Annotated in this window: 16 protein-coding genes; 4 read left to right on the plus strand and 12 right to left on the minus strand. The window is 61.9% G+C overall.

The features are described 5' to 3' along the window. Positions 1-65: 65 nt before the first annotated feature. On the plus strand, positions 66-1,952 hold the full coding sequence (locus tag AC07YV_RS26410; RefSeq protein ID WP_102702042.1) for a TonB-dependent receptor domain-containing protein: 1,887 nt from the start codon (positions 66-68) through the stop codon (positions 1,950-1,952). A 125-nt stretch (positions 1,953-2,077) separates the two neighbouring features. Here the strand turns inward: AC07YV_RS26410 and AC07YV_RS26415 are convergent, their stop codons facing one another. The 12 genes from AC07YV_RS26415 to nrdR form a co-directional block, all read right to left on the minus strand. After that, the gene (locus AC07YV_RS26415; protein WP_102702041.1) at positions 2,078-2,878 is read right to left on the minus strand and encodes a cobalamin-binding protein; all 801 of its coding nucleotides are present in this window, start codon (positions 2,876-2,878) and stop codon (positions 2,078-2,080) included. Continuing rightward, entirely contained in the window at positions 2,878-3,297 is a 420-nt protein-coding gene (locus AC07YV_RS26420) for an MFS transporter (protein WP_102702040.1), read from the minus strand. Before AC07YV_RS26420 ends, AC07YV_RS26415 begins: the two co-directional genes overlap by 1 nt. Further along, complete coding sequence (gene ribA / locus AC07YV_RS26425; RefSeq protein ID WP_007970170.1) at positions 3,294-3,911, minus strand: GTP cyclohydrolase II; 618 nt, start codon at positions 3,909-3,911, stop codon at positions 3,294-3,296. The genes AC07YV_RS26420 and ribA overlap by 4 nt, the downstream gene beginning before the upstream one ends. 221 nt (positions 3,912-4,132) lie before the next feature. Beyond that, positions 4,133-4,870, minus strand: coding sequence for a substrate-binding periplasmic protein (locus tag AC07YV_RS26430; protein ID WP_102702039.1), 738 nt, complete (start codon positions 4,868-4,870; stop codon positions 4,133-4,135). Positions 4,871-4,905: 35 nt separating this feature from the next. Then, complete coding sequence (locus AC07YV_RS26435) at positions 4,906-5,409, minus strand: phosphatidylglycerophosphatase A family protein (protein WP_007970166.1); 504 nt, start codon at positions 5,407-5,409, stop codon at positions 4,906-4,908. Next, a complete protein-coding gene (thiL, locus tag AC07YV_RS26440; RefSeq protein WP_102702038.1) occupies positions 5,406-6,371 on the minus strand; it encodes a thiamine-phosphate kinase in 966 nt (321 codons plus the stop codon). The genes AC07YV_RS26435 and thiL overlap by 4 nt, the downstream gene beginning before the upstream one ends. A 28-nt stretch (positions 6,372-6,399) precedes the next feature. Then, on the minus strand, positions 6,400-6,900 hold the full coding sequence (gene nusB / locus AC07YV_RS26445; RefSeq protein WP_007970164.1) for a transcription antitermination factor NusB: 501 nt from the start codon (positions 6,898-6,900) through the stop codon (positions 6,400-6,402). After that, positions 6,897-7,373: a 6,7-dimethyl-8-ribityllumazine synthase gene (gene ribH, locus AC07YV_RS26450; RefSeq protein WP_003228649.1), complete on the minus strand. Its 477-nt coding sequence runs from the start codon at positions 7,371-7,373 to the stop codon at positions 6,897-6,899. The genes nusB and ribH overlap by 4 nt, the downstream gene beginning before the upstream one ends. A 91-nt stretch (positions 7,374-7,464) precedes the next feature. Continuing rightward, entirely contained in the window at positions 7,465-8,556 is a 1,092-nt protein-coding gene (gene ribBA, locus AC07YV_RS26455) for a bifunctional 3,4-dihydroxy-2-butanone-4-phosphate synthase/GTP cyclohydrolase II (RefSeq protein WP_007970163.1), read from the minus strand. A 16-nt stretch (positions 8,557-8,572) separates the two neighbouring features. Further along, positions 8,573-9,238, minus strand: a complete 666-nt coding sequence (locus AC07YV_RS26460; protein WP_008018158.1) for a riboflavin synthase — start codon at positions 9,236-9,238, stop codon at positions 8,573-8,575. Between the two features lie 47 nt (positions 9,239-9,285). Beyond that, positions 9,286-10,419 carry a bifunctional diaminohydroxyphosphoribosylaminopyrimidine deaminase/5-amino-6-(5-phosphoribosylamino)uracil reductase RibD gene (ribD, locus tag AC07YV_RS26465; protein ID WP_102702037.1) on the minus strand — a complete coding sequence of 378 codons (1,134 nt, stop codon included), beginning with the start codon at positions 10,417-10,419 and terminating at the stop codon, positions 9,286-9,288. Beyond that, the gene (gene nrdR / locus AC07YV_RS26470) at positions 10,416-10,880 is read right to left on the minus strand and encodes a transcriptional regulator NrdR (protein WP_003228656.1); all 465 of its coding nucleotides are present in this window, start codon (positions 10,878-10,880) and stop codon (positions 10,416-10,418) included. The genes ribD and nrdR overlap by 4 nt, the downstream gene beginning before the upstream one ends. 127 nt (positions 10,881-11,007) lie before the next feature. Between nrdR and AC07YV_RS26475 the strand changes: the two genes are divergently transcribed. The 3 genes from AC07YV_RS26475 to trxA all read left to right on the plus strand — a co-directional run bounded on the left by AC07YV_RS26475 (position 11,008) and on the right by trxA (position 13,192). Beyond that, positions 11,008-11,472, plus strand: coding sequence for a YbaY family lipoprotein (locus tag AC07YV_RS26475; RefSeq protein ID WP_015097013.1), 465 nt, complete (start codon positions 11,008-11,010; stop codon positions 11,470-11,472). Then, positions 11,469-12,122 (plus strand): class I SAM-dependent methyltransferase, encoded by a 654-nt coding sequence (locus AC07YV_RS26480; protein ID WP_102702036.1) that lies wholly within the window; start codon positions 11,469-11,471, stop codon positions 12,120-12,122. Before AC07YV_RS26475 ends, AC07YV_RS26480 begins: the two co-directional genes overlap by 4 nt. A 197-nt stretch (positions 12,123-12,319) precedes the next feature. Further along, positions 12,320-13,192 carry a thioredoxin gene (trxA, locus tag AC07YV_RS26485; protein WP_102702035.1) on the plus strand — a complete coding sequence of 291 codons (873 nt, stop codon included), beginning with the start codon at positions 12,320-12,322 and terminating at the stop codon, positions 13,190-13,192. Positions 13,193-13,255: the final 63 nt, after the last annotated feature.

The raw sequence follows: 13,255 nt of genomic DNA on the forward strand, positions 1-13,255 counted from the left end.
TCAAAGATCGCAGCCTTCGGCAGCTCCTACAGGGGCATGTGTTGTCTGTGAAAGCCCGGATTCCGATGAAACTCTCTCCCCTCGCCCTGACGCTGACCCTGCTGCCGGCTGGTCAACTGCTGGCCGACACCTTCGAACGCGATCAAGCGCTGAAGCTGCCCGACGTTCTGATCAGCGCCAACCGCCAGGTCGAAGCGCGCAACGACAGCAGCGCCGCCAACACTGTGTTCACCCGCGACGACATCGATCGCCTGCAACCCGATAGCATCACTGACCTGCTGCGCCGTGTACCGGGCGTGCAAGTCTCGCAGGCCGGCGGGCGCGGCAGTGTGCCGGGGGTCTACATTCGCGGCACGCAATCAGCCCAGAGCCTGGTGCTGGTGGACGGTCAGCGCATCGGCAGCTCGACCTCCGGCGACAGCAACCTGCAACACATCAACATCGAACAGGTCGAGCGCCTGGAAGTGCTGCGCGGTTCCCGTTCGGTGATTTATGGCAGCGATGCGATTGGCGGGGTGGTCCAGATCTTCACCCGCCGGGGCGGCGAGCAGGGCCTGCAACCGCGCCTGCACACGGCGTTTGGCAGCAACCAGACCTGGGAGCGCAGCCTTGGCCTGTCCGGTGGCGATGAGCGCACCCGCTTCAACCTCGGTGCCAGCCTCGACGAAAGCGCCGGGATCAATCGCACCCACGAGTCTTACCCCAGCGACGGCGACCATGATGAGTACCGAAACCAGTCGTTCAGCCTGAGCGTTAGCCACGCACTCAGCGATGACATCGAGATCGGCGCCAACGCGCTGGATAATCGCGGCAAAAGCGAATTCGACAACCCGTTCGGGCGCTTCGACATGAATACGTTCGAATCGGTCCAACAGCAGCCCGACAACGAATTCGATGTGAGTAGTGTCAGCAGTTACATCGACGCGCGCATCAATGATCTGTGGAAAACCCGTGTCGAACTCGGCCACAGCGAAAACCGCGAGAAGACTCTCGACAAACTCAGTGACGATCGCAGCGTGTTCAACACCTACCGGGATTCGGTGAACTGGCAGAACGACCTGGCGCTCGACGAGCGCAACAGTCTGCTGCTCGGAGGTGACTGGTATGAAGACCGGATCAACAGCAGCACCGCGTTCGATGAAGACAGTCGCTGGAACCGTGCGGCGTACATCCAGCATCGCTATCGGGCTGACCGTTTCTCCACGGAGCTGGGTTTGCGTCACGACGACAACCAGCAATTTGGCAGCCAGAACACTTGGAGCGGTACCTTCACCCTGCCGCTGAACCCGGACAACGAAGTGCTGTTCACCTACAGCGAAGGCTTCCGCGCACCGACGTTCAACGATCTGTACTACCCCGACTTCAGCAACCCGGACCTCAAGCCTGAAACCTCGAAAAGCTATGAGCTGCAATGGCGCAGCCAATTGACCGAGAGCAGTCGTCTGGAAACGTCGCTGTATCGCACCGACCTTGAAGACGCGATCATCTTCGGCAGCAACTCACGCCCCGAGAACGTCGCCTCGGCGCGGATCAACGGCTTCGAAGCAACGCTGAAGCAGGAATTGTTCGACTGGCAAAGCAATCTCGGCGTGGCGATCATCGACCCGCGCGACCGTGACACGGGCCACACCCTGGCCCGCCGTGCGCGCCGCACTTTGAGCTGGGATCTGGACCGACAGTTCGACCGCCTGGGCCTCGGCGCCAGTTGGCAAGCGGTCAGCAGCAGCTATGACGACCTGAACAATCAACAGCCCCTCGGCGGCTATGCCTTGCTGGGGCTGCGCAGCAGTTGGGAGCTCAATCGTGAAGTCCGGCTGGAGCTGAAGGTCGACAACCTGCTGGACAAGGGTTACAGCCGGGCGTTGTACAGCTACCAGGGCAGCCAGTACGGGTATCGCGAGGAAGGTCGGGCGTGGATGTTTGGCGTGACCTGGACCCCCGACATCCGCTGAGATCACCTGTAGGAGCTGCCGAAGGCTGCGATCTTTTGATTTTTCTTTTTAAAGACAAGATCAAAAGATCGCAGCCTTCGGCAGCTCCTACAAAGGCGTGGCCAGAGTGTCAGTGACAGTACATTTCAGCGGTCGGGTGCGATCAATTGGCACAGCTTGGCAGTCGCCTCGATCATCTGCCCACTCGGTCGCTCCAGGCCCTTGTCCGTCACCAGGCGCAACTGTCCTTGCGCAACGGCCGCCACCTGCGGCCAGGCTTTCCACGCGTCGAGCTGCGCCTGATCGCTGGCCAGAATCACCTCGGGATTACGCTGCAACACGGCTTCCACGCTGACTTGCGGTGCCGGCAGTTTCAGGTCGGCGAACACGTTTTGGGCGCCGCAGACCGCCAGCGCATCGCTGATGATCTGCTCGCCGCCGACGGTGTACAACGGCCGATCCCATATCTGATAGAACACCCGCAACGGCTGATCCCGTCGATAGCGTTGACGCAGTGCATCCAACCGCTGGCGCATGTCGCTGGCCAATGAAACGCCGCGGTCAGGCCGATCGAGCCGAGCGGCAATGGCCTCGATTTGCGCGGCGAGCTGCTCCAGGCTGTGGGGTTCGGCGACGTAGGTGGGAATGTTCAGGCGCTTGAGCTGGTCCCGCTGGGCCGGACCGACGCTACCGGGCCATAGCAGCAACAGATCGGGCTGCAGGCTGAGCAGCCGCTCCATGTCCAACTGGCCATAGCGGCCAACGGAGGGCAGGTTCTTGAGTTCCACCGGTCGCTCACCGGCATCCAGCACACCGACCAGGAGGTCGGCAGAACCCAGTTCAACGACGATTTCAGACAGCGACGGTGCAAGGCTGACGACCCGCTCGACCGCGATGGCCGAGCCGCTGGCGGCCAGCAGCAAAACCGCCAGCCAGAGCGCGCGCATCAACCGAGCTGACGCGGAATACGGTAGAGGTAGAACAGCACGGCGGTCGACAGCGCCAGCAACATCAGCGGCACCGCTTCGAGCCCGACGAACACCGCCAGGGCACCGATCCACGCTGGCAGGCCGGCGGCAAGGAACGCTGTACGGCGCTTCGCCGCCAGGTTGATCCACGCGCCAGGTTCTTCAGGGGTATCGAGGGCTTTCTGGGTGGCGATCAGCGCGTGTTTGTAGGCACCGAAAAACTTCAGGCTGACAAACATCGAGGCGACACCGGCGATGAACAACGGCATCGCCAGCACCGGCAGAATGGCTTCGCTCTGGCCGAACACCGCGTTGATCACAAACAGCGGCAACAGGGCCAGTGCCAGGTATTGCCACCAGTTGACGGACAGTCGCCGCCGAACCTGACCCCGGGTCACGCCCGGTCTACCTCGCCCTGATGTTCATTGCCCATCATGTGGTCGAGCTTGCTGGCCTTGGTCGCCAGGTAGAGTCGGTTATGCGGGTTGTGGCCAGTGTGCAACGGTACGCGCTCGGCCACCGCGATCCCCATGTCGGTCAAGGCCTTGACCTTGCGCGGGTTGTTGGTCATCAGGCGCAATGACTTCACGCCCAGGTGCTCGAGCATCGGCAGGCACATGGCGTAGTCACGCTGGTCGGCGGCAAAGCCCAGACGCTCGTTGGCTTCGACGGTATCGGCGCCACCATCCTGCAGCTCATAGGCGCGGATCTTGTTCAGCAGGCCAATGCCACGACCTTCCTGGCGCAAGTACAGCAACACGCCACGACCTTCACGGGCGATGGCTTGCAAAGCGGCCTCCAGTTGCGAGCCGCAGTCGCAACGCTGGCTGAACAGGGCATCGCCAGTCAGGCATTCGGAGTGCAACCGGCCGAGTACCGGGGCACCGTCGTCGAACTCACCCAGGCTCAGCACAACGTGCTCGCGGCCAGTGCCCTCATCGAGAAAGCCGTGCATGGTGAATTGCGCAAAAGGCGTTGGCAGCTTGGAAGCGGCGACAAAAACGACAGGCACCGGTGTGCTCCTGATCTAAAAGTTCTGAAGATTCGCAGAGCCGGCATTGTAACAGCAGGTTCCGAGCGACGCTTAGGCTGAATTATCGGCGATAACTATCAAAAAGTTTGATATGCGGGCCGATCAATCTCTGTAGGAGCTGCCGAAGGCTGCGATCTTTTGATTTTGACTTTTGAAGATCAAAAGATCGCAGCCTTCGGCAGCTCCTGCATTGGCCCCGTTCAATTGTCTTCGAATGGGTATGGCTGTTTCCAGCGCTCGAAGATAGGTTTCAGCTCACCGCTTTTGACCAGCTTCTCCATGCGCTGATCGAACAGCGCCATCAGGCTACGCGCCTTTGCGGTCTTGGCAAAGCACAGGTACAGCGGCAACTCGGCGATATGGGTACTGCGCAACTGGGAGGGGTCTTTGGCACGATTGCGCACGTAATCGACTTCGGTCTGCGCGTCGATGTAATAGTCGGCACGGTTGTGGGTCAGCATCGACACAATGCCATCGCGCCGCTGCACTTCAGCAAAGTGCTGCACGTTGGGCAGGTAATCCTGGTAATCGTAACCACGGACCCAAGCCAGTCGATAATTGCCCAGGGTTTCGGGGGTTGGCACCGGACTGCTTGCCAGGCCCAGGGCGTAGATGTGATCGGTGTCGAAGCTCCAATGGGGATAGAGCACAGCCTCGGACTCATCACGATAGGAACCGACGCAGGCATCGACTTCACCCCGCTCGGCCAGGCCCAGCGAACGCAAGTAGGGCTCGGTGCGGATGTCCACCTTGACACCTGCCGGCTCGAACACTTGTCGCAGCACGTCCCAGCCCAGGCCATGACCGTCAGCGGCGGTATAGTCCTCCCAGTCTTCGCTGGCCAGATGAATCACCGACGGCGGCGTAGCACCCCCTCCTCCCGCTTGGGCGAAAGAGCAAAACATCGCGAGCACCACCATCAATCCACGTAGAACCATCCCTGCTCCCCCGATTAACGCCTGGTCACCCTTGATCAGGCGAAAAACCACACCAGTCCCTGCATCGCCAACCAGGCGAACACCCCGGCCAGCACATCATCGAGCATGATACCAACGCCGCCATGCACGTGCCGGTCGATCCAGCGAATCGGCCATGGCTTGAGGATATCGAAGAAGCGGAACATCAAGAAGCCTGCCAGCAACCACTGCCATCCTTCCGGCACCAGCCACAGGGTGATCCACATCCCGACCATTTCGTCCCAGACGATGCCTTCATGGTCATGTACCCGCAGATCGTCGGCCACTTTGCCGCACAGCCAGAAGCCGAACAGCATGGTGATGCCGAGCATCAGCCAGTAACCCCAGTCGGGCAACATCTGCCACAACGGAATAAAGGGAAGGGCAACCAACGATCCCCAAGTGCCGGGCGCCTTCGGCAAGGTGCCCGAGCCGAAGCCGAACGCCAGGAAATGCCATGGATTACGCCAGACCGACGGCGGTACGAATTCCGCCGGGACCTGTTTGGGATGATCTGTCACGGTGACTCCCGAAAATGTTGATAACCCCGGGTTTGCGGGGTGATGTCTTGGCCATCCGCGTCCAGCAGCGTCACGCCCTGCCCCGTCACCACCCGTCCAATCACATGGATCGGCCAGCCGTCGGCCAGCAATAGCGGCAACTCGACGGACGGTAGGGTGAACGCCAGCACGTAATCGTCGCCACCGCTCAGGGCCGCTACCTGGGCGTCCGATCGGCCGAGAAAGTCGACCAGGCTCTGCGACAGCGGTAAACGCTCCCGCTCGACTTCGATACCGACCTTCGAGGCCAGCGCGATATGCCCGCAATCAGCGAGCAGGCCGTCGGAGATGTCCATCGCCGAAGTGGCCTTGCCCCGCAGCGCCTGCCCCAGGCCAAGCTGCGGTTGCGGCGACCAGTAGTGAGCCAGCAACGGCTCGGCAACGCTCGCGTCGGCCGTGCGTTGGCCGAGCACCAATGGCAAGGCACCGGCGGCATTGCCCAGGTCGCCGCCGACACACAACAAATCGCCCGGCTGCGCACCGCTGCGGGTCAGCGCCTGGCCACTCGGCACCCGCCCGAACACGGTCATGGTCAGGCTGAGCGGCCCGCGGGTGGTATCGCCGCCGACCAGTGCCACGCCGCAGCTTTGCGCCATCTGGTTCAAACCACGGGCATAGGCTTGCAGCCAATCGGCAGTCACCGTCGGCAAGGTCAGGGCAAGGGTAAAGGCAACCGGGGTGGCGCCCATGGCGGCCAGGTCGCTGACGGCCACGGCCAGCGAGCGCTGACCGAGCAGAAAGGGATCGCAGGGATCGGCGAAATGCACGCCGGCCACCAGCGTATCGGTAGAAATCGCCAACTGCTCCCCGGGAGGAACAGCCAGCAAGGCGCAGTCATCGCCGATCCCGAGGGCAACGCCTTCGCCGCCCTGCGCACAAGGCGCGGCGGCGAAGAAATTGCGGATCAGCTCAAACTCGCCCATGGCTTCGTGTCGACATTCCAAGCGCCAATCAGCGCTTGAACGCCTTCACTTCAGCTTCACGCAGACGCGGGGCCAGCTTGTCGAGCACACCGTTGACGAACTTGTGGCCGTCGGTGGAACCGAAGACCTTGGCCAGTTCGATACCTTCGTTGATCACAACGCGGTACGGCACGTCGACGCGCTTGAGCAGTTCCCAGGTGGACAGGCGCAGAACCGCCAGTTCAACCGGGTCCAACTCTTCGATGGTCAGATCGAGGCAAGGCTTGAGTGCGGTGTCGATTTCGGTCTTGAACTGCGGAACCCCGTGCAGGATTTCACGGAAGTACGCGCCGTCGACATCGCTGAAATCGTTATCGACCCGGAACTGCGCTTCGATCTCGTTCAGCGACTGCTTGGCCATGTGCCATTGGTACAGCGCCTGAGTCGCGAGCTGACGGGCTTCGCGGCGCTTGGCGCTTTTCGATGGCTTGCCGGCATCCGCAGGCTTTGGATCGCGCGGGTTGAAACGATCGCTATCGTCGCTAATCACTTGGCCTCCAACTGCGCCAGCAGGCTGACCATTTCCAGAGCGGACAGGGCAGCTTCAGCACCTTTGTTGCCGGCCTTGGTGCCGGAACGCTCGATGGCTTGCTCGATGGAGTCAACGGTCAGCACGCCGAATGCAACCGGTACGCCGAACTCCATGGACACCTGGGCCAGGCCCTTGGTGCATTCGCCAGCCACGTATTCGAAATGCGGAGTGCCGCCACGAATGACTGCGCCCAGGGCGATGATTGCCGCGAACTCGCCCTTTTGAGCGACTTTCTGTGCAACCAGCGGAATTTCGAAGGCGCCAGGTGCGCGGATGATGGTGATGTCGCTTTCGCTCACGCCGTGGCGAACCAGGGCATCAACGGCACCGCTGACCAGGCTTTCAACGACGAAGCTGTTGAAACGGCCCACTACCAGAGCGTAGCGGCCTTTAGGGGCGATGAAGGTACCTTCGATGGTCTTCAGGGTCATTCGTTAGATCTCTTAAAGAGCCGGGACGCGTCTCGTACGCGTCCCTCAGTGATATTTGAACCGCGAATTCAAGGCCGGGAACAACCGGTCATTATTCGGAGGGCACGTATTCTACAACTTCCAGATCGAAACCGGATATCGCATTAAATTTCATTGGTGCCGACATCAGGCGCATTTTGCGTACGCCCAGGTCACGCAGGATCTGCGAACCGGCACCGACAGTGCTGTAGGTGGTCGGTTTTTTCACCGCGGCGTGATCGGCGGTTTCGCGGATATGCGCCAGCAACACGTCGCCATCGAGCGGGTGACCGAGCAACAGCACTACGCCGCTGCCGGCCTCGGCAACCGCTGACATGGCGGCGCGCAGGCTCCAGCGGCCCGGTTGCTTGACCATCAGCAGGTCGCGCAGCGGGTCCATGTTGTGCACCCGGACCAGGGTCGGTTCTTCGGCACACACGTTGCCCAGGGTCAGCGCCATGTGCACGTCGCCTTCCACCGAATCACGATAGGTCACCAGGTTGAATTGGCCCAGTTCGCTGTCCAGCGGCTGCTCGGCAATCCGCTGAACGGTACGTTCGTGGATCATCCGGTAGTGAATCAGGTCGGCGATGGTGCCGATCTTGATGTCGTGTTCGGCAGCAAAAGCTTCCAGCTCGGCGCGACGGGACATGGTGCCGTCGTCGTTCATCACTTCGCAGATCACACCGCTCGGCTCGAAACCGGCCATGCGCGCCAGGTCGCAGGCCGCTTCGGTGTGGCCGGCACGGGCCAGGGTGCCGCCGGCCTGGGCCATCAGCGGGAAGATGTGGCCCGGGCTGACGATGTCTTCAGCCTTGGCATCACGGGCGGCAGCCGCTTGTACAGTACGCGCGCGGTCGGCAGCGGAGATGCCGGTGGTCACGCCGGTGGCGGCTTCGATGGAGACAGTGAACTTGGTGCCGAAACCGGAACCGTTGCGCGGTGCCATCAACGGCAGCTTGAGCAGTTCGCAGCGCTCGCGGCTCATCGGCATGCAGATCAGGCCACGGGCGTGCTTGGCCATGAAGTTGATGTGCTCGGGCTTGCAGCACTCGGCGGCCATGATCAGGTCGCCTTCGTTCTCGCGGTCTTCGTCATCCATGAGGATGACCATCTTGCCTTGGCGGATGTCTTCAACCAGTTCTTCGATGCTATTGAGCGCCACAAGGCACCCCCTTGGGTCAGGATTTGAGGTAGCCGTTGGCGGCCAGAAAGCTTTCGGTAATAGTGCTGCCGGCAGTCGGCTCTGCGGCCTTGTCGCCCAAAAGCAGACGCTCCAGGTAACGGGCCAGCAAGTCCACTTCCAGGTTCACCCGGCGACCCGGCTGATACGATGCCATGATGGTTTCGCTCAGGGTGTGCGGAATGATGGTCAGCAGGAACTCGGCGCCATCGACTGCGTTCACGGTCAGGCTGGTGCCGTCGACGGTGATCGAGCCTTTATGGGCAATGTACTTGGCCAGGTCCTTGGGCGCGCGAATGCGGAATTCCACGGCGCGCGCGTTTTCGGTACGGGCAACCACTTCACCCACGCCATCGACGTGACCGCTGACCAGATGCCCGCCAAGGCGAGTGGTCGGGGTCAGGGCTTTTTCCAGATTGACCGGGCTGCCGCTTTTCAGGTCGTTCATGGCGGTGCAGTCGAGGGTTTCGCGACTGACATCCGCCGCAAAACCATTGCCCGGTAATTCAACGGCCGTCAGGCACACGCCGTTGACCGCGATGCTGTCGCCCAGTTTGACGTCGCTCAGGTCGAGCTTGCCGGTTTCGACGTGTACCCGCACATCACCGCCCTTTGGGGTCAATGCACGAATACTGCCGATGGATTCGATGATGCCGGTAAACATGAGGTTCTCCTCGAGAACAAAGCCAGCGCTATAGCGATGGCCGGAAATTATACGCTCGCTGCTGGCACGGGGATGGCGATGACTCGCCAGTCATCGCCAACTGCACGAATTTCGGTGATTTTGAGTTCCGGCGCATCCTTCATTTGCGCGAGCGGCCAGTCCAGCAGCGGCCGCGCCGAAGAACCCATGAACTTGCCAGCGATGAATATCTGGAATTCGTCCACCAGCCCGAGCTGAGCGAAAGCACCCGCCAGCCGTGGACCGGCCTCGACCAACACCTCGTTGACGCCACGGTTGGCGAGTTCGACCAGCAGCTGACGCAAGTCGACCTGGCCATCGTAGCCGGGCACGATCAGGCATTCCGGGCCATTGGCGTACTGCTCTTCCACCGCCACACAGGTGGCGACCAGCGCCGGGCCGGCCTTGAAGAACGGCGCATCCAGCGGTACGCGCAGGCGGCCATCGACCAGCACACGCAACGGCGGCCGGCTCATGGCCAGTGCTGTTTGTTCGGCGTCCAGTCCGAGCTCATCGGCACGCACGGTCAAGCGTGCGTTATCCGCCAGCACCGTGTCGGCGCCGGTCAGCACCACGCTGGCCTGGGCGCGCAGGCGTTGCACCGCCGAGCGTGCTGCCGGACCGGTAATCCACTGGCTTTCGCCGCTTTCCATCGCCGTGCGACCGTCGAGGCTCATGGCCAGCTTGACCCGCACGAACGGCAAGCCGTGCTCCATGCGCTTGAGGAAGCCTTGGTTGAGCTTTCGCGCTTCGCCCTCCAGCACACCACTCTCGGTGGCGATACCGGCCTGAGCCAGGCGTTGCAAACCGCGACCGGCGACTTCCGGATTCGGGTCCTGCATCGCCGCGACCACGCGGACCACACCGGCATTCACCAGCGCATCGGCACAGGGCGGCGTGCGGCCGTGGTGACTGCAAGGTTCAAGCGTCACATAAGCGGTAGCGCCACGCGCCTGCTCACCGGCCGCGCGCAAGGCGTGGACCTCGGCGTGAGGCTCGCCGGCGCGCTCGTGCCAGCCTTCGCCGACAATCTGCCCATGCTGCACGATCACGCAACCTACACGCGGGTTGGGGTGCGTTGTGTAATGCCCCTTGCGCGCCAGTTCCAGAGCACGGGCCATGAAATGGGCGTCGAGGATGGCAAGTTCTGCGGGCGTGGTCATTCTTTCACCGGTTCACGGGCCAGGCGATCGATCTCTTCGCGGAACTCGTTGAGGTCCTGGAAGCGGCGATACACCGAGGCAAAGCGGATGTAGGCGACTTCGTCGAGCTTCTGCAGCTCGGCCATCACCAGTTCGCCGACCACGAGGGATTTGACCTCGCGCTCGCCGGTGGCACGCAGTTTGTGTTTGATGTGCACCAGCGACGATTCGAGGCGCTCGACGCTCACCGGGCGCTTCTCCAGCGCGCGCTGCATGCCGGCGCGGAGTTTTTCTTCGTCGAACGGCTGGCGGCTGCCGTCGGTTTTGATCAGGCGCGGCAACACCAGTTCAGCCGTCTCGAACGTCGTGAAACGCTCGCCGCAGGCCAGGCATTCACGCCGGCGGCGCACCTGTTCGCCCTCGGCGACCAGACGCGAGTCGATGACCTTGGTGTCGTTGGCACCGCAGAAGGGACAGTGCATGGTGGCAGGCAACAAAAAAAGGGAGGGCCATGGTAGCGCATCCCGGTGGCAAGACAAGCCATAGGGTTTGCGGTATACAGACGGGATGATCACTTGATCCATGGAATTCAGGTTTATGGAGCCACCAATGTCGTTACGTCCGCTCATTTTGCTCAGTGTTTTCAGCCTGCTGGTGGCTTGCAGCAGCGATGCACCCAAGCCCCAGCCGCCAACACCTGGCCCGGCGCCGCAGCAAGCGCAGAAGAAAGCCCGGGAGGCCGCCGACCTCGGCCCCCTGCCTGCCTATCAGCGTGAGCTGAGCGGCACCCTGCAAGGTGTGCCGGCCGGTGCTGAAGTCGAGCTGGCATTGCTGGTAATCGACGAAAAAGACCGCCCGCAACAATTGCTCGCCAGTTCCAGCCTGATCGGCAACAACCAGGTATTGCCGTTTCACCTGCGCTTCAATCCGGAGTCCTTCCCGACAGGCGCCCGTGTGGAACTGCGAGGCCGCGCCAGCCAGTCCGGCCAGTTGATCCTGCACTTGCCATCGCAACTGATTACCCAGCCGACCACCCAGGCCCTGGGCCAATTGCAATTCGTCAAAGCCCCATGAGTGCACCGCTCGAGCTGCAACGGGCCTTGGTTGAACTGCTAGGTGATGCACAACTGGTGGCCTGCCCGTTGCCGGAAACCGATTTGAAGCTGTGGCTGATCGACGGCGACAACATGGACCGCGCCTTCAGCCCCGAAGAAACCCGGCGCATCCTGCATGAGCCGCCGTACTGGAGTTTCTGCTGGGCCAGCGGCCTGGCCGTGGCCCGTTATCTGGCGGAAAACCCGCACTGGGTCGAAGGCAAGCGGGTCCTGGATTTTGGTGCGGGCTCCGGGGTGGCGGGGATTGCCGCCGCCAGGGCCGGCGCACTGGAAGTGCTGGCCTGCGACCTCGATCCACTGGCGATTGCCGCGTGTCGGGCGAATGCCGAGCTCAATGACGTGCAGCTCAACTACTCGACTGATTTTTTCGCCGAGGCTGATCGCTTCGATCTGATCCTGGTGGCGGATGTGCTGTACGACCGGGCGAACCTGCCGCTGCTCGACCAGTTCCTCAGTCGCGGCCGAGAGGCGCTGGTGGCGGATTCCCGGGTACGGGATTTTCGCCATCCGTTGTACCGGCGCATAGAGATGCTCGAAGCCATGACGCTGCCGGATCTGGCCGAACCCCACGAGTTTCGGCATGTGAGCCTCTACCATGCGCAGCGCTAGTTAAAAGCTTCGCGGGCAAGCCCGCTCCCACAATGGTTGGTGTGAACCACACATCTTGTGGCGACTTCAATCCCTGTGGGAGCGGGCTTGCCCGCGAAGGCGCCCTGTCAGGCAACACACCTCTCACGGTCAACCGCTTCCGGCCGCCCCCCACCAAGCCGTATAGTTGCCCCATTCACGCTTCCAAGAGATTGCCCATGAGTCAGGAAACGCCGTATATCTTCGACGCCACGACTGCCGATTTCGACCAGTCGGTGATCGAGAACTCTTTCCACAAGCCGGTGCTGGTGGATTTCTGGGCCGAATGGTGCGCGCCCTGCAAAGTACTGATGCCGATGTTGCAGAGCATTGCCGAGAGCTATCAGGGTGAATTGCTGCTGGCCAAGGTCAACTGCGACCTCGAGCAAGACATCGTCGCCCGCTTCGGCATTCGCAGCCTGCCGACCGTGGTGCTGTTCAAGGACGGCCAGCCTGTCGACGGTTTTGCCGGTGCCCAGCCGGAGTCCGCCGTGCGCGCCCTGCTCGAACCCCATGTGCAGATGCCGCCACCGGCCGCCGCCGATCCGTTCGAGCAGGCCCAGGCGCTGTTCGACGACAGCCGCTTTGCCGATGCCGAAGCACTGCTCAAAGTGATCCTGGGTGAAGACAATACCAACGCCAAGGCGCTGATCCTGTACGCCCGCTGCCTGACCGAGCGCGGTGAACTGGGCGAGGCGCAAGCCGTGCTGGATGCGGTCAAGAGCGATGAGCACAAGGCCGCGCTGGCTGGCGCCAAGGCGCAGATCAAGTTTCTCGGTTTGGCCAAGGACCTGCCGGACGCCGCCGACCTGAAGGCACGGCTGGCGAAAGACCCGCTGGATGATGAAGCGGTCTATCAATTGGCGATCCAGCAACTGGCCCGCCAGCAGTACGACGCTGCGCTGGAGGCTTTGCTGAAGTTGTTCATCCGCAACCGCAGCTACAGCGAAGGCTTGCCGCACAAGACCTTGCTGCAGGTGTTCGAGTTGCTGGGCAATGATCATCCGCTGGTGAGCACGTACCGTCGTAAATTGTTTGCTGCGCTTTATTAAGAATCAAAAGATCGCAGCCTGCGGCAGCTCCTACAGAGGATATGTATTCACCCTGTAGGAGCT

Source organism: Pseudomonas sp. GW456-E7 (assembly GCF_059424105.1).